This is a genomic window from Variovorax sp. RTB1 (assembly GCF_035018765.1).
Classification (GTDB): Bacteria; Pseudomonadota; Gammaproteobacteria; order Burkholderiales; family Burkholderiaceae_C; genus Variovorax.
In genome coordinates this window covers 14,898-29,797 of the sequence record NZ_JASJXG010000028.1, presented here as the reverse complement: position 1 = coordinate 29,797, position 14,900 = coordinate 14,898, and the positions used below count along the sequence as shown (strand labels likewise).

The 14,900-nt window shown below is 64.2% G+C and carries 10 protein-coding genes; 1 reads left to right on the top strand and 9 read right to left on the bottom strand.

Annotated elements, in window-relative coordinates:
* Nucleotides 1–12: 12 nt before the first annotated feature.
* The 8 genes from QN397_RS17005 to argA all read right to left on the bottom strand — a co-directional run bounded on the left by QN397_RS17005 (nt 13) and on the right by argA (nt 10,565).
* Nucleotides 13–1,947: an ABC-F family ATP-binding cassette domain-containing protein gene (locus QN397_RS17005; protein ID WP_323495167.1), complete on the bottom strand. Its 1,935-nt coding sequence runs from the start codon at nt 1,945–1,947 to the stop codon at nt 13–15.
* On the bottom strand, nt 1,944–3,767 hold the full coding sequence (locus tag QN397_RS17000) for a peptidase M14 (protein ID WP_323495168.1): 1,824 nt from the start codon (nt 3,765–3,767) through the stop codon (nt 1,944–1,946). The genes QN397_RS17005 and QN397_RS17000 overlap by 4 nt, the downstream gene beginning before the upstream one ends.
* A gap of 63 nt (nt 3,768–3,830) precedes the next feature.
* Complete coding sequence (gene prmB, locus QN397_RS16995; RefSeq protein WP_323501478.1) at nt 3,831–4,724, bottom strand: 50S ribosomal protein L3 N(5)-glutamine methyltransferase; 894 nt, start codon at nt 4,722–4,724, stop codon at nt 3,831–3,833.
* Nucleotides 4,724–5,905 (bottom strand): succinyl-diaminopimelate desuccinylase, encoded by a 1,182-nt coding sequence (gene dapE, locus QN397_RS16990; protein WP_323501477.1) that lies wholly within the window; start codon nt 5,903–5,905, stop codon nt 4,724–4,726. Before dapE ends, prmB begins: the two co-directional genes overlap by 1 nt.
* A 24-nt stretch (nt 5,906–5,929) precedes the next feature.
* Nucleotides 5,930–7,078 carry a PilT/PilU family type 4a pilus ATPase gene (locus QN397_RS16985; protein WP_187055060.1) on the bottom strand — a complete coding sequence of 383 codons (1,149 nt, stop codon included), beginning with the start codon at nt 7,076–7,078 and terminating at the stop codon, nt 5,930–5,932.
* A 51-nt stretch (nt 7,079–7,129) separates the two neighbouring features.
* Nucleotides 7,130–7,954, bottom strand: coding sequence for a 2,3,4,5-tetrahydropyridine-2,6-dicarboxylate N-succinyltransferase (gene dapD / locus QN397_RS16980; RefSeq protein ID WP_187052121.1), 825 nt, complete (start codon nt 7,952–7,954; stop codon nt 7,130–7,132).
* A gap of 31 nt (nt 7,955–7,985) precedes the next feature.
* A complete protein-coding gene (gene dapC / locus QN397_RS16975) occupies nt 7,986–9,203 on the bottom strand; it encodes a succinyldiaminopimelate transaminase (RefSeq protein WP_323495171.1) in 1,218 nt (405 codons plus the stop codon).
* Between the two features lie 15 nt (nt 9,204–9,218).
* Nucleotides 9,219–10,565 carry an amino-acid N-acetyltransferase gene (argA, locus tag QN397_RS16970; protein ID WP_323495172.1) on the bottom strand — a complete coding sequence of 449 codons (1,347 nt, stop codon included), beginning with the start codon at nt 10,563–10,565 and terminating at the stop codon, nt 9,219–9,221.
* A gap of 78 nt (nt 10,566–10,643) precedes the next feature.
* Between argA and hrpA the strand changes: the two genes are divergently transcribed.
* Nucleotides 10,644–14,651 (top strand): ATP-dependent RNA helicase HrpA, encoded by a 4,008-nt coding sequence (hrpA, locus tag QN397_RS16965; RefSeq protein WP_323495173.1) that lies wholly within the window; start codon nt 10,644–10,646, stop codon nt 14,649–14,651.
* Nucleotides 14,652–14,730: 79 nt separating this feature from the next.
* Here hrpA and QN397_RS16960 read toward each other — a convergent pair whose 3' ends face one another.
* Nucleotides 14,731–14,889 carry a DUF3309 family protein gene (locus QN397_RS16960; protein ID WP_187052111.1) on the bottom strand — a complete coding sequence of 53 codons (159 nt, stop codon included), beginning with the start codon at nt 14,887–14,889 and terminating at the stop codon, nt 14,731–14,733.
* Nucleotides 14,890–14,900: the final 11 nt, after the last annotated feature.

Below are 14,900 nucleotides of genomic sequence, written 5' to 3'. Positions count from 1 at the left end.
TCGTGATGCCGCTCAGGCCACCAGCCCCTCGAGTTGATCCGACAGCGACAGCCAACGCTCTTCGAGCTTGGTGATCTCTTCGTTCACCGCTTTCAGGCGCTTGCCGGCGTCCGCCATGTCCGCGGCTTTGCCTTGCTTCGCCATTTTTGCTTCGAGCGAAGTCTTCTCGGCGCCGGCTGTCGCCAGCTTCTCGTCGACTTGGGCCAGCTCCTTGCGGATCGGCTTGGTCTGGTCGACACGCGCCGGCGCTGCAACGATCGGCTTGACGGCAACCGCCGCTTCGCGCGTGGCGACCTTGGCTTCTTCGCGCTGCCGCTTGGCTTCTTCGAAGAGGTAACGCTGATAGTCGTCCAGGTCTCCGTCGAAGTCGGCAACGGCGCCACGGCCGACCAGCCAGAACTCGTCGCAGACCGAACGCAGCAGTGCGCGGTCGTGGCTCACCAGCATCAGCGTGCCTTCGAATTCGTTGAGGGCGACGGCCAATGCTTCGCGCGTGGCAAGGTCCAGGTGATTGGTAGGCTCATCGAGCAGCAGCAGGTTGGGGCGCTGCCACACCATCATCGCCAGCACCAGACGTGCTTTTTCGCCGCCGCTCATGGTGCCGACCGCCTGCTTGACCATGTCGCCGCTGAAGTTGAAGCTGCCCAAAAAGCTGCGCAGGTCTTGTTCGCCGGTGCGCTCCTTGACCGCGCTGCCGAGCTCGCGCGCCATGCGCATCATGTGTTCGAGCGGATTGTCTTGCGGGCGCAGCACATCGAGTTCTTGCTGCGCGAAGTAGCCGATGTTGAGGCCCTTTCCTTCGGTCACTTCGCCGGCCAGCGCGCCCATTTCGCGCGCGATGGTCTTGACCAGCGTCGACTTGCCCTGGCCGTTGGCGCCCAGGATGCCGATGCGCTGGCCAGCCTGCACCGAACGGCTCACATCCGTCAGGATGGTCTTGGGAACGTCGTCCACCACATAGCCGAAGCTCGCCTTGCTGATCGACAGCATCGGATTCGGGATGTTGCCCGGCTCCTTGAATTCGAACGTGAAGTCAGCTTCAGCCAGCAGTGGTGCGATCTTTTCCATCCGCTCCAGGGCTTTCACACGGCTTTGCGCCTGCTTGGCCTTGCTGGCTTTCGCCTTGAAGCGGTCGATGAACTTCTGCAAGTGCGCGATCTTGTCCTGCTGCTTGCCGAATGCCGTTTGCTGAAGTGCCATTTGCTCGGCGCGCAGCGTCTCGAAGGCGCTGTAGTTGCCGCCGTAACGTGTGAGCTGTGCGTTGGCGATGTGCAGCGTCACGTCGGTCACCGCATCGAGGAATTCGCGGTCGTGGCTGATGACGATCATCGTGCCCTGGTAGCGCTGCAGCCAGGCTTCGAGCCAGACCAAGGCGTCGAGGTCCAGGTGATTGGTCGGTTCGTCGAGCAGCAGCAAATCGCTCGGGCACATGAGGGCCCGCGCGAGTTGCAGGCGCATGCGCCAGCCGCCCGAAAAGCTGTTGACCGGCCCGTCGAGCTCATGGGTCTTGAAGCCCAGGCCCTGAATGAGCGCCTGCGCGCGCGGCACGGCGTCGTGCTCGCCCGCATCGGCCAGGTCGGTGTACGCGTGCGCCAGTTCCATGCCGATGTCGGCATCGTCCGGATTGGCTTCGTAGGCGGCCTCGATGGCGGCCAGGGTGTTGCGCACTTCGACCAGCCGCGTATCGCCGCCGACCACGAAATTGGTGGCGGACTCATCGGTCTCGGGCATGTCCTGCGCGACCTGCGCCATGCGCCATTGCTTGGGCACATAGAAGTCGCCGCCGTCTTCGTGCAGCGTGCCGTTGAAGAGCGCGAACAAGGTCGACTTGCCGGCGCCGTTGCGGCCGACCAGCCCGACTTTTTCGCCCGGGTTGAGGTTGACGGTGGCGCCGTCGAGCAGCTTCTTGGCGCTGCGACGTAAAACGACGTTTTTAAGAGTAATCATTGACTCGGCGAAATTAGGCCCAGGGCTTCGACCGCGGCCAGCACCGTGGCGGTCTGGGTGTCGTGGGCAAGAATGAAAGGATCGCCGTAGATCGTTTCGTCAGGAAACTCGGTGATCAACGTCAGGGCGGGGCCCGGACGGTTGACCTCGCTGATCGTGCAGGCCGTGCCATGGATGACTTCGAAAGGAAGATCGCCGGCGTGGGCATTGTAACTGGCGAGCTGTTTTTCGTTGAATGCGACCAACGCTGGCCGTGTAGCCAGTTGCTTGCAGACGTGCGTCGCCAGCTGCCGTGCGCGCTCGGCCCAGCCGGCGTGGTGGCGCACGATCAGGAAGAAGCCCTTTGGAATTGTCCACGCCCCGAAGCTGCGCGGGATGTAGCCGCTCAGGGGCCGAGTCCATTCGTGCGCCGGATAGCCGTGCAGGTTGATGTGCAGATCGGCACCCGACAGCGTGAGCGCCTGGTGCCTCGCCGCGCGCTCGTACCAGGGCGCCGCGTCGCGATATTCGAGGTCGTCGCCCAGCGCGGTATAGCGCGCGGCATGGTGCATGTGGCGCGGCGCGTGGGCGCACAGCTCGCGGTGGAGCGCGTAACCGTCGGGGTTTTCCAGCGGAATGAGCGCGAAGTGCGCATCGGGTTGCTGCGCGAGTACCTTGGCTGCGCGCAGTGCGCCGACCACACCTGAGGTCTCGTTGGCGTGCTGCGCGCCGCTGATGATGACCGCGGGCCCGGTGCCCGCGCGATAGACGCCAGCAACCGTGCGGCCTTGCCGCGTCGTGGCTTCGAAGCGTTGACCGGCGATGCGGCTCAGCTCTGCCGCGATGCGGGCGGGCGCCAGCGGCGCAACCGATTCAGCAAGCGGCACATCGCCACAGCCGGTTCTGGAGCCGATCGCCGAGGTGGCGACATCTGCGGCTGTCTCGGTAACCGCGGCGATTTTTGGATAGCTTTCGACCGCCACACGAAGTCGAATCGCGTCGCTGCTCGAACGCACGTCCGGCACGATCTGTCCGGGCTGCATGCGGCGGTCGCCCTCCGGCCGCCCGCTGCGATGCTGAAAGATTTCCATCAATGAAAAGTACAGGTCTTCGTGCAGCGCCTCTTGCGTGTCGAGGAAGCCAGTTTCCTGCGGCGGCGCGTAGTGGATGCCGCGCAGGTCGACGCGGACGTCGAGCCGTTCGAAGTACGGCTCGGTGCCGGGCCACGCGTGGCCCTGAACGCACTCGATGGCGCGCCGAAAAAGCGCTTCGTAGTCGGATTCGCGGCGGCCTTCTGTGATGCTGCCGTCGCGATGTTTCACGCTCAGCCACGCGGTCGGCGAGAGCAGCGTTTCGCCTAGCGCGTCGACATGCACCCGATTCGGCGCGAACACGGTGTCACTGCGGCGGACGCCGTTGTGCCAGCGCAGCTCGACCCGGTATTGCGGCGTGCCGGCGACAACCGCCTGCGGCTCCATGTGAAGTTGAGCGCCGGCAACCATGTCGACCAGTGGGTAAGCCTCCAGCGCGAAGCGGCGCGGCGGCGCGTTTGGATGCACCGGGTAGTGAACCACCACCTGCGCCAGGTCGTTGCAATCGACGTGTTCCAGAAAGTGATGGACCAGCGGCTTGTAGGCGCTCATAAAGCGTGCGCAGATGCCACCCGCCGCGAGCTGCTGCTCGGCCGCGCGCCGGGCGGCAGTGCCTTCAAAGAGCCAGCCCTCTACGGACTCTGCCGGCTCAACGGACGAGGCCGGCTTGGCGCCTTTCGTTCCGGCAAGCAACTCGCCCACCCACACGTCGAGTGTGCGAGGCAGTTCGATTTCCAGAAGTACGGTCATGTTCAGAGTCGCCTCGTTCGCAAATCCAAGCCGGCGCCGCAGAGCGGGGCGCCGGACAAAAGATCAGTGCAAGTCGCGGACCAGCGTCTCGCGCGTCAGCAGCAATACCTGGTCTTCACCGGCCGAGGTTTCCAGCCACACGGCCTGCAGCCTCGGGAACGCTGCTTCGAAATGCGTGCGCTCGTTGCCGATTTCAAGCACCAACACAGCGCTCTCGCTCATCTTTGCGGGCGCGGTCTCGAACAGCGTGCGAATGAAATCCATGCCGTCGGCGCCTCCGGCCAGTGCGAGTTCTGGCTCGGCACGGTATTCCGCCGGCAGCGCTTCCATGCTGGAGGTGTTGACGTAGGGCGGGTTGCAGAGGATCAGGTCGAACGGCCCGGTCACGCCGGTCAGTCCATCGGAGGCGACCAGCGTGATGCGTTCGTCCAGCGCGTGCCGCGTCACGTTGATGGCGGCGACTTCGAGCGCTTCGGTGGAAATGTCCGCGGCGGTAACGGAGACGTCCGGGTACGTCATTGCCGCCAACACGGCCAGGCTGCCGTTGCCGGTGCACAAGTCGAGCAACCGCTGCGTGTGCTCGCCGAGCAAGTAATCGATGCTGCCATCGACGATCAGCTCAGCGATGAAGCTGCGCGGCACGATGGCACGCTCGTCCACGTAGAACGGCACGCCTTGCAGCCACGCCTCCTTGGTGAGATAGGCCGCGGGCTGGCGCGTGTCGATGCGCCGCTGAAGCAGCGCCGCGACCTTGGCTTGATCGGCTGGCGACACAGCGCTATCGGCCACGGCGTCGAGGTCGTCGATCGGCAGCTGCAGCTGCCACAGCACCAGCCATGCCGCTTCGTCGAAAGCGTTGACGGTGCCATGTCCGAAGGCGACGCCGGCGTCGGCCAGCTGCGTTGCGCCGGCTTCCACCAGCTCGATCACGCTGCGTACGGACTGCATCGGCTGCATCAAGAGAGCGACTTTTCGAGCCGTTCGAGCGTGCGCCGGTAGATGTTTTTCAGCGTCTCGATCGATGCGACGTCGATGTGCTCGTCGATCTTGTGGATGCTGGCGTTGACCGGCCCCACCTCGATCACCTGCTTGCAGATCTTGGCAATGAAGCGTGCGTCACTGGTGCCGCCGCTGGTCGACAGCTCGGTGGCGATGCCTGTCTCGTCGGCGATGGCGGCGCGAACCGCTTCGACCAAATCACCCGGTTGCGTCAAGAAGGGCAGGCCACCGATCGTCCACGCCAGCGTGTAGTCGAGCGCATGTGAATCGAGCACCGCATGCACCCGCTGCTGCAGCGATTCGACTGTGGACTCGGTCGAAAAGCGGAAGTTGAAGTCGATGACGGCAGCGCCCGGGATCACGTTCCCGGCACCGGTGCCCGAGTGAAAATTACTGACCTGCCAACTCGTCGGCTGGAACGATGCGTTGCCGGCGTCCCAGCCACCTGCGGTGTTGATGGCGACCAGCTCGGCGAGCGCTGGCGCGAACGCATGCACCGGATTCTTTGCAAGATGCGGGTAGGCGATGTGGCCCTGCACGCCCTGGATCGTCAGCTTGCCGCTCATCGTGCCGCGACGGCCGTTCTTGATCATGTCGCCGCAGCGCTCGACGGCCGTCGGCTCGCCGACGATGCAGTAGTCGATGACTTCACCGCGCGCAGCCAGCGCGTTGCACACGGCCACGGTGCCATCGACACCCGGACCTTCCTCGTCGCTGGTGATGAGTAACGCCAGAGAGACTCCCGGTTCGGGCACTGCTTTCAGAAACTCTTCGATCGCCACCACGAAGGCGGCGATGGATGTCTTCATGTCGCAGGCACCGCGGCCGTACAGCTTGCCGTCGCGATGGGCTGGCGTGAAGGGGTGGCTGGTCCACTGGTCGATCGGGCCGGTCGGCACCACGTCGGTGTGGCCAGCGAAGACCAGCGTTTTGGCTTGCTCTCCCGAAGACTTTGTAGCGGCAATCCGCTTCGCCCACAGATTGGTGACTCGAAAATTCGTCGGCCCGCTTTCAATCGTTTCGAGCGTGAAGCCGAGGGGCGCCAAACGCTCGCCGAGGATTTGCTGGCAACCGCCGTCTTCAGGCGTGACCGAGGGGCGTGAGATCAGGTGTTCGGCAAGCTGGAGGGTTCGGGACATCGAAATCGGAGTGGGGTTGAAAGCTTAGAAGCGGACGTCGAGCGTGATGTCGGTGAACGTCGGTTCATCGACCTGGTCGAGCAATGCGCGTTCGGCGGCGGGCGCCTTGGGCGCGTCGGCGTTTTGCAGACGCCACATCAGGTTGGTCGGCGAATCGGCTTGCGACAGGCCTTCTTCCCGCGACACGCGGCCTTCGTTGATGAGGCGGGCGATGTCTTCTTCGAAGGTCTGCGAGCCCTCGGCCATCGACTGCTCCATCGCTTCCTTGACGGCCGAGAAGTCGCCTTTTTCGATCAGCTCGGCCACCAGTGCGGTGTTCAGCATGACTTCGAGTGCCGGCACGCGAGAACCGCTCGGCTGGCGCAACAGGCGTTGCGCCACGATGGCGCGCAGGGCACCGCCCAGGTCGCCCAGCAACGTGGCTCGCACTTCGACCGGGTAGAAACTCAGGATGCGATTCAGCGCGCGGTAGCTGTTGTTGGCATGGAGCGTTGCGACGCACAGATGGCCCGACTGCGCATAAGCGATGGCCGCGGTCATCGTCTCGCGGTCGCGGATCTCGCCGATCTGGATCACGTCCGGCGCCTGCCGCAACGCGTTCTTCAATGCGATGTTGAGCGACTGCGTGTCGCTACCGACGTCGCGCTGGTTCACCATCGACTTCTTGTTGGTGTAGGTGAACTCGATCGGCTCTTCGACCGTCAGGATATGGCCGGTGGCGTTCTCGTTGCGGTAGTCGAGCATCGACGCCAGCGTGGTCGTCTTGCCGGCGCCGGTCGCGCCGACCATCAGGATCAGCCCACGCTTTTCCATGATGAGCGTCTTCAGGATGTCCGGCAGATTGAGGTCGGCAAAGCTCGGAATCGTCGAGGCGATGTGCCGCACCACCACCGCATAGGTGCCGCGCTGACGCATGGCGCTGATGCGGTAGTTGCCGGCGCCTTCGAGCGCGATCGCCATGTTGAGCTCGCCCATGCGTTCGAGCTCGGCGATGCGGCTTTCGTGCACGACTTCGGCCAGCAGATTGAGAGGCGCATCGGCTGGCAAGATCTGCGCGTTGATCGGCAGGCAACTCCCGTTGATCCGGATGAGCGCCGGCGAGTGCGCCGAGAGGTAGATGTCCGAAGCCTTGCGCTCGGCCATCAGGCGAAGAATGCGCTCCATCGTTCCGATCATCGAAATCTCCTCCGGCAGTTGTCGTGGCGGTTGTCGTTGAAAAAAGGGCTAGTCGCGCAGCAGGTCGTTGAGGCTGGTGGTCGAGCGCGTCTTGGCGTCGACCTTCTTCATGATGATGGCCGCGTAAGTGCTGTACTTGCCGCCCGGCTTGGGCAGGTTGCCGGCCACGACGACCGAGCCTGCGGGAACGCGGCCATAGCTGACGGTGTCGGTCGCGCGGTCATAAATCGGCGTGCTCTGGCCGATGAAGACGCCCATCGACAGCACCGAGTTTTCTTCGACGATCACGCCTTCGACCACTTCGGAGCGGGCGCCGATGAAGCAGTTGTCTTCGATGATGGTCGGACCGGCCTGCAAGGGTTCCAACACGCCGCCGATGCCGACGCCGCCCGACAAATGACAGTTGGCGCCGATCTGCGCGCAGGAGCCGACGGTGGCCCAGGTGTCGACCATGGTGCCTTCACCCACATAGGCGCCGATGTTCACGTAGCTCGGCATCAGGATCGCGCCCTTGGCGATGAAGCTGCCGCGACGGGCCACGGCCGGCGGCACGATGCGCACGCCCGCTTCTTTCAGTTCAGCGGCCGACAGGTGCGAGAACTTGGTCTGCACCTTGTCGTAGAAGCCGAGCGAGCCCGCCTGAATCTGCTCGTTGTCCTTGAGCCGAAACGACAGCAGCACCGCCTTTTTGATCCATTGGTGCACCGTCCACTGGCCGACACTCTCGCGCGTGGCAACGCGCAGCGTGCCGTTGTTGAGTTCGCTTATGACGTGCTCGACGGCGTCGCGCACTTCGGCGGGCGCGTCGGAAGGGGACAGGTTGGCGCGGTTGTCCCACGCGGCGTCGATGGTCTGCTGGAGTTGTTGGGTCATTGAAAGGAGCCTCGAAAGAAAAACGGTGGCCTCAGCGGCCTTTTTGAACGAACTGAACGATGCGGCCGGCGGCTTCGACGCACTCGGCGGTGTCTGCGACCAGCGCCATGCGGATGCGACCCCGGCCCGGGTTGCTGCCCTGCGAATCGCGTGCCAGGTAGCTCCCTGGCAAAACCGTCACATTGTATTGAGCGTACAGCGCCCGCGCGAAGCCTTCATCGTCGCCGGTCTGGTCGCCGTTCCAGGCGTCGGGCAGGCCGGCCCACAGGTAAAAGGCCGCGTCGGGCAAGCGCACGTCGAGCACGGCTTCGAGCAGCGGCGTCACCGTGGCGAACTTGCTGCGGTACAGAGCGCGGTTGTCGATCACATGCGTCTCGTCGCCCCAGGCCGCGATGCTGGCCGCGCCCACGGCACCGCTCATGGCGCTGCCGTGGTACGTCCGGTACAGGAGAAAGCTCTTGATGACGTCGACATCGCCGGCAACAAAACCACTGCGCATGCCCGGTACATTGCTGCGCTTTGACAAAGATGTCATGGCGATCAAATTCTTGAAGTCGGCACGACCCAACTTGGCAGCCGCCTCGAGTCCGCCGAGCGGCGGCTCGTCCCGGAAATAGATCTCGCTGTAGCACTCGTCTGACGCGATCACGAAGCCGTAGCGATCAGACAAGGCGAAGAGTTTCTTCCATTCGTCGAGCGGCATGACGGCACCAGTCGGGTTGCCAGGCGAACACGCGAAAACGAGTTGCGTGCGCGCCCAGATGTCGGCCGGAACGCTGTCCCAGTCGACCGCGAAGTTGCGTGTCGGATCGCTCGGCGCATACCAGGTTTCGGCGCCCGCCAGCAAGGCCGAGCCTTCGTAGATTTGATAGAACGGATTGGGCGAAATGACGATGGGCGCGGGGGAGCGTGTGCCGTCGACCACTGTTTGCGTGAGCGAGAACAGCGCCTCGCGCGTGCCATTGACGGGCAGAGCCTGCGTCGCCGGATCGAGCGTCACGCCGTAACGGCGCTGCAGCCAGTCGGTGAAGGCGGTCCGCAGCTTCAGGTCGCCCGCAGTCGCTGGGTAGGCAGACAGTGCGCCGAGACCCTGAGTCAGCGCGTCCTTGATGAACTGCGGCGTGCGATGTTTCGGCTCGCCGATGCCGAGGCTGATGGGCTTGAATGCCGGATTGGGAGTGACGCCTTCGAACAGCTTTCGCAGGCGCTCGAACGGGTAGGGCTGCAGTTTGGCGAGCAGGGGATTCATGGGTCGATCCTTACATCACAGCTTCTTTACCAACACAAGGCTCTTGCGATCCCAGTTGTACTTGCGCTTGCGCGCATCAGGCAGCCACTCCGGATTGACCTGCTCGAAGCCGCGCTTGATGAACCAGTGCATGGTGCGCGTCGTCAGCACGAAGATGCTTTCGAGCCCCATCGCCTTGGCGCGTTGTTCGACACGCTTCAGGATGCGCTCGCCGTCGCCTTGCGATTGAACGCTGGGTGACACCGTCAGCGCAGCCATCTCGGCAGTGCGTGCCTCCGGGTACGGATACAGCGCCGCGCAGCCGAAGATCACGCCGTCGTGCTCGATGACGGTGTACTGGCCGACGTCGCGCTCGATCTCCGTGCGGTCGCGCTTGACCAGCGTGCCGTCGCGCTCGAAGGGCTCGATCAGTTGCAGGATGCCGCCGATGTCGTCTGCTGTGGCTTCGCGCAGCGACTCCAGCTTTTCGTCGATCACCATCGTGCCGACGCCGTCGTGCACATACACCTCGAGCAGTAGCGCGCCGTCGAGCGCGAAGGGCAGGATGTGGTTTCGCTCGACGCCTGCCTTGCATGCCTTCACGCAATGCTGAAGATAGAAGGCCGTGTCGGTTGGCCGCTGTGCTGGCGGCAGCGAGGCCAGCAGCTTTTCAGCGGCGGCGAGCGGCAGTTCGGTGTCGATCGGGTTGTCTTCGCTCTCCGGCAGTTCGCTGTCCATGCGAATGCCCGGAACCTCGGTCAAGAAGATGAGCTTGTCGGCCTGGATCGAGATCGCCACGCTGGTCGCGACCTCTTCCATCGTCAGGTTGAAAGCTTCACCTGTCGGCGAAAAACCGAAGGGCGACATCAGCACCATCGCGCCGAAATCCAGCGTGCGGCGGATACCGACCGCATCGACCTTGCGCACCAGCCCCGAATGCTTGAAGTCAACGCCGTCGACCACGCCCACGGGGCGGGCCGTGATGAAGTTGCCGGAGATCACACGCACCGTGGACCCGGCCATCGGCGTGTTGGGCAGGCCCTGGCTGAAGGCGGCTTCGATCTCGTAGCGCAGCTGGCCGGCAGCCTCCTGCGCCGAATCGAGCGCAACCTCATCGGTGATGCGCATGCCGTGCGAATACCTGGCTTCGTGCCCCTTGGCGCGGAGCTGCTCGTTGACCTGCGGCCGAAAGCCGTGCACTAGCACGACCTTGACGCCCATCGACTGGATCAGCGCCAGGTCCTGCGCGATGTTCTGCAGCTTGCCCGCAGCGATCGCCTCGCCTGCCAGCGCCACCACGAAGGTCTTGCCCCGATGCGTATGGATGTAGGGCGCCACCGAACGGAACCAGGGCACGAAGGTGAAATTGAAGACAGTGGACATTGAAGGGTAGGCGGTGCGAAGCAGAAGCCGATTTGGCCGGGCGCAAGATAATCGGCGATTTTCCCCGAACTGCCCGCCTTGTCGTTGCCTCTACTGAAGATCGAGTTCCCCGAATCGCTGCCGGTGTCTGCCCGGCGCGACGAAATTGCCGCTGCCATCGAGGCGAACCAGGTCGTGATCGTGTGCGGAGAGACCGGCTCGGGCAAGACCACGCAGCTGCCCAAGATCGCCTTGCTGCTCGGCCGCGGCAAGCTGAACAAGCCGCCGGGGCAGGGCAAGCTCATCGGCCACACGCAGCCACGACGGATTGCAGCCAGCTCGGTGGCCAAACGCATCGCCGAAGAGCTTAAGACACCGCTCGGCGACGTGGTCGGCTTCAAGGTGCGGTTTCAGGACCGGTTGAGCCGCGACGCCTCGGTCAAGTTGATGACCGACGGCATCCTGCTGGCCGAGACGCAGACCGATCCGTTACTGAAGGCCTACGACACGATCATCATCGACGAGGCGCACGAGCGGTCGTTGAACATCGACTTTTTGCTCGGCTACTTGCGCGAGATCCTGCCGCGGCGGCCCGACCTGAAGATCATCGTGACGTCGGCCACCATCGACGCGGACCGCTTTGCCACGCACTTTGCGTCGCGCAACGGGCCGGCGCCGATCATCTATGTCTCGGGTCGCACCTTCCCGGTCGAACAGCGCTACCGGCCGTACGAAGAGTCGCGCGAGTACGACCTCAACAACGCGATCGCCGATGGGGTCGACGAGCTCTGGCGCGATCCGCACCACGTCGGCGACATCCTGGTCTTCTTGCCGGGTGAACGCGAGATCCGAGAGGCGGCGGACTATCTGCGCGGGCATCTGAGCCACAGCCCGCTGATGCGCAATGCCGAGGTGCTACCGCTCTTTGCGCGCCTCTCGCCGGCCGAGCAGGACCGCATCTTCGACGGCCACACCGGGCGGCGCATCGTACTGGCCACCAACGTGGCCGAAACCTCGCTCACCGTGCCAGGCACGCGCTATGTCATCGATACCGGCACGGCGCGCGTCAAGCGCTACAGCTTTCGCAGCAAGGTCGAGCAGCTGCTGGTCGAGCCGATCAGCCAGGCGGCGGCCAACCAACGTGCCGGCCGTTGTGGCCGTGTCGCCGACGGCATCTGCATCCGGCTCTACGACGAAAAAGACTTCGAAGGTCGGCCGCGTTTCACCGACCCGGAAATCCTGCGCTCATCGCTGGCGGGCGTCATCTTGCGGATGAAGTCGCTTCGGCTGCGCGACGTGTCGGAGTTTCCGTTTCTCGAAGCGCCATCGCCGCGCGCGATTTCCGACGGCTATCAGCTGCTCAACGAGCTGGGCGCGGTCGACGACAACAACGAATTGACCGCGACCGGTGCTGAGTTGGCGCGCCTGCCGCTCGACCCGCGCGTCGGCCGAATGATTCTTGAAGCGCGGTCACGTGGCGCGCTTGAAGAGGTGCTGGTGATCGCGTCGGCCCTCAGCGTGCAGGACGTGCGCGACCGGCCGATGGAGGCGCAGCAGCAGGCCGACCAGGCACACGCCAAGTTCGACGACGAGAAGAGCGAGTTCAGCGGCTACCTGACGCTGTGGAAGTGGCTCGGCGATGCGCGCGGCGGCAATGCACCGATGACGCGCCGGCAGATGCACGGCAGTGAGACGAAGCGGCCCAGCGTCGCCGTGCTGTCGATCGCCCAGCGCATGGCCGCGCCGGCAGCGGTGAGTGCCGCGGAGGTCGCTCCGACCCACAAGCTCAGCAACCGCCAATACGAGCAGTTGCTGCGGCAGAACTTCGTCAACATACGGCGCGTTCGCGAATGGCGCGACACACATTCGCAACTGCTGACGGTCGTTACCGAGCACAAATGGCCGCTCAACCCGCAGCCGGCCAGCTACGACGCATTGCACCTGTCGATGCTGGCCGGACTGCTCGGCAATGTCGGCTGGAAAATGGAAGATCCGTCAGCGGGTTCAGGACAGTCCGGTGACTACCTGGGCGCGCGGGGCATCAAGTTCTATCCGCATCCGGGCGCGCACTTGCGCAAGAAGCCGGGCCGCTGGATCGTTGCGGCGGAGCTGGTCGAAACCACGCGACTTTTCGGTCGAGGCATCGCCAACATCGAGCCGCAATGGCTGGAAGAAGTCGGTGGTCATCTGCTGAAAAAGCAGCTGCTCGATCCGCATTGGGAGAAGAAAGGCGCGCAGGTGTCCGCGTTGGAACGCGCGACGTTGTACGGCCTGGTGGTGTACAGCGGTCGGCGCGTCGACTTCACTAAAGTCGACCCGGTGGCGGCCCGCGAAATCTTCATTCGCGAAGCGCTGGTCGGCGGGCAGTGGGAGAGCCGGTTTCCGTTTCTGGTCGCCAACCGCAAGCTGGTGCGCGAGGTCGAAGGACTGGAACACAAGGCGCGCCGGCAGGACGTGCTGGTCGACGACGAACTCATCTACGCGTACTACGACGCGCAGTTGCCGGCTGACGTGGCGAGCGGCATCACTTTCGAAAACTGGTACCGGCACGCTTCGCACGATCAGCCGCGCCTCTTGTATCTGACGCGCGACGAGCTGATGCGGCACACCGCAGCCGGCATCACGACGCAGTCGTTCCCGCCGACGGTGCGGCTGGGTGGTGTCGACTGCGCTGCGACGTATCTTCACGAGCCGGGCGATGCGAAAGACGGACTCACCGTCAGCGTGCCGCTCTTCGTGCTCAACCAGGTGAGCGAAGAGCGCTGCGAGTGGCTGGTCACCGGCATGCTGAAGGACAAGATACAGGCGCTGCTGAAGAGCCTGCCGCAGCGTCCGCGCTCGCGGCTGGTGCCGCTGCCCGCGACGGCGGAAAAGCTGCTCGAAGCGTTGTCGGTGCCCGAGGTGTTCGGTGCCGGCGCGCTGACGGATGTGCTGCTGAAGCGCGTGCGCGACATGACCAGCATCGATGTGATGCGCGCCGACTTCAAGCTCGACATGCTTCCGCCGCATCTGTTCATGAACCTGCGGGTGGTCGATGAGCATGGACGTCAACTCGGCATGGGGCGCAACCTCGGCGCACTGAAGGCCGAGTTGGGCGCTCAGGCGCGTGGTGCGTTCCAGGCGTTGGCCGGGCTTAATGTGAAGGTCACGACGGCGCCGGATGCTTCAGATGCGCGCGCCGGTGCCGGCAAGACGCCGACGGGAAAGGCCGAGCCGGGCGCTCGAAGCAGTGCGACGCCCACACCATCGCTGCCTGCAGGACAGCGCTACACGGCATGGACTTTCGGCGAGCTGCCGGAGTTGATGGAAGTCCGGCGCGGCTCGCAATCGCTGATCGGTTTTCCGGCGTTGCTGGATGCCGGCGACGCAGTCACCATCGAGGTCTTCGACGAACCAGCAGTGGCAGCGGCGAAGCACCGTGCTGGCTTGCGTCGGCTTGTGGCGCTGCAGCTGAAAGACGCGCTCAAGTACCTCGAAAAGAACATCCCGGATTTGCCGAAGATGGCGGTCGCGTACATGTCGCTTGGCACTGCCGACGAATTGCGGTTGCAAATCATCGAAGTCGCGCTCGATCGGGCGTTCCTGCAGGAGCCGCTGCCGACCGACGAGTTCGCCTTCAAGCGGCGCATCGAAGAGGGCCGCGGCCGCCTTACCTTGATAGCCAACGAAGTGGCACGACTGACGGGCATCGTCCTCGTCGACTATGCGGTGGCGGTGCGCAAGATCAAGGACACCAAGGTGCAGCCCGACGCCACGACGGACTCCGCGCAGCAATTGCAACGGCTGATGGGCAAGCGCTTTCTTGCCGACACGCCCTGGCCGCAATTACAGCACTTCGCGCGCTACCTGAAGGCCATCACCTTGCGGCTCGACAAGCTGCGTGCCGACCCGGCCCGCGACGCCGCCAAGTTGGCTGAGTTAAGGCCGCAGGAGCAGCGCTACTGGCGCCTTTTCGCCGAGCGCAAGGGGGTCACGGACGAGCGTATGAGCGAATTTCGATGGCTGCTCGAGGAGTTGCGCGTCAGCTTCTTCGCGCAGGAACTCCGCACACCGCAGCCGGTGAGCATCAAGAGACTCGACAAGGCCTGGACGCAACTGCATACGTGACGCCAAGTCGTGCAATGCAGCATCGAGCGCGCACAAAAAAGCCCGCCGGAGCGGGCTTCAGTGTCTTAGCGAGCCGCCTTCATATGCGGCCCATCAGCAGCAGCACGATGACCACGATCAGCACCAAGCCCAGGCCGCCGCTCGGGCCGTAGCCCCAATTGCGGCTGTGGCCCCAAGTAGGAAGGGCGCCAACCAGCAGCAGGATGACGAGGACGAGCACGATGAGCGAGACAGACATGGGGTTCTCCG

Bases quoted from the DNA above. Each gene is read 5' to 3' on its own strand.
- dapC (WP_323495171.1), bottom strand. From the start codon at position 9,203: ATGAATCCCCTGCTCGCCAAACTGCAGCCCTACCCGTTCGAGCGCCTG.
- QN397_RS17000 (WP_323495168.1), bottom strand. From the start codon at position 3,767: ATGACCGTACTTCTGGAAATCGAACTGCCTCGCACACTCGACGTGTGG.
- dapE (WP_323501477.1), bottom strand. From the start codon at position 5,905: ATGTCCCGAACCCTCCAGCTTGCCGAACACCTGATCTCACGCCCCTCG.
- prmB (WP_323501478.1), bottom strand. From the start codon at position 4,724: ATGCAGCCGATGCAGTCCGTACGCAGCGTGATCGAGCTGGTGGAAGCC.
- argA (WP_323495172.1), bottom strand. From the start codon at position 10,565: ATGTCCACTGTCTTCAATTTCACCTTCGTGCCCTGGTTCCGTTCGGTG.
- dapD (WP_187052121.1), bottom strand. From the start codon at position 7,954: ATGACCCAACAACTCCAGCAGACCATCGACGCCGCGTGGGACAACCGC.
- QN397_RS16960 (WP_187052111.1), bottom strand. From the start codon at position 14,889: ATGTCTGTCTCGCTCATCGTGCTCGTCCTCGTCATCCTGCTGCTGGTT.
- QN397_RS17005 (WP_323495167.1), bottom strand. From the start codon at position 1,947: ATGATTACTCTTAAAAACGTCGTTTTACGTCGCAGCGCCAAGAAGCTG.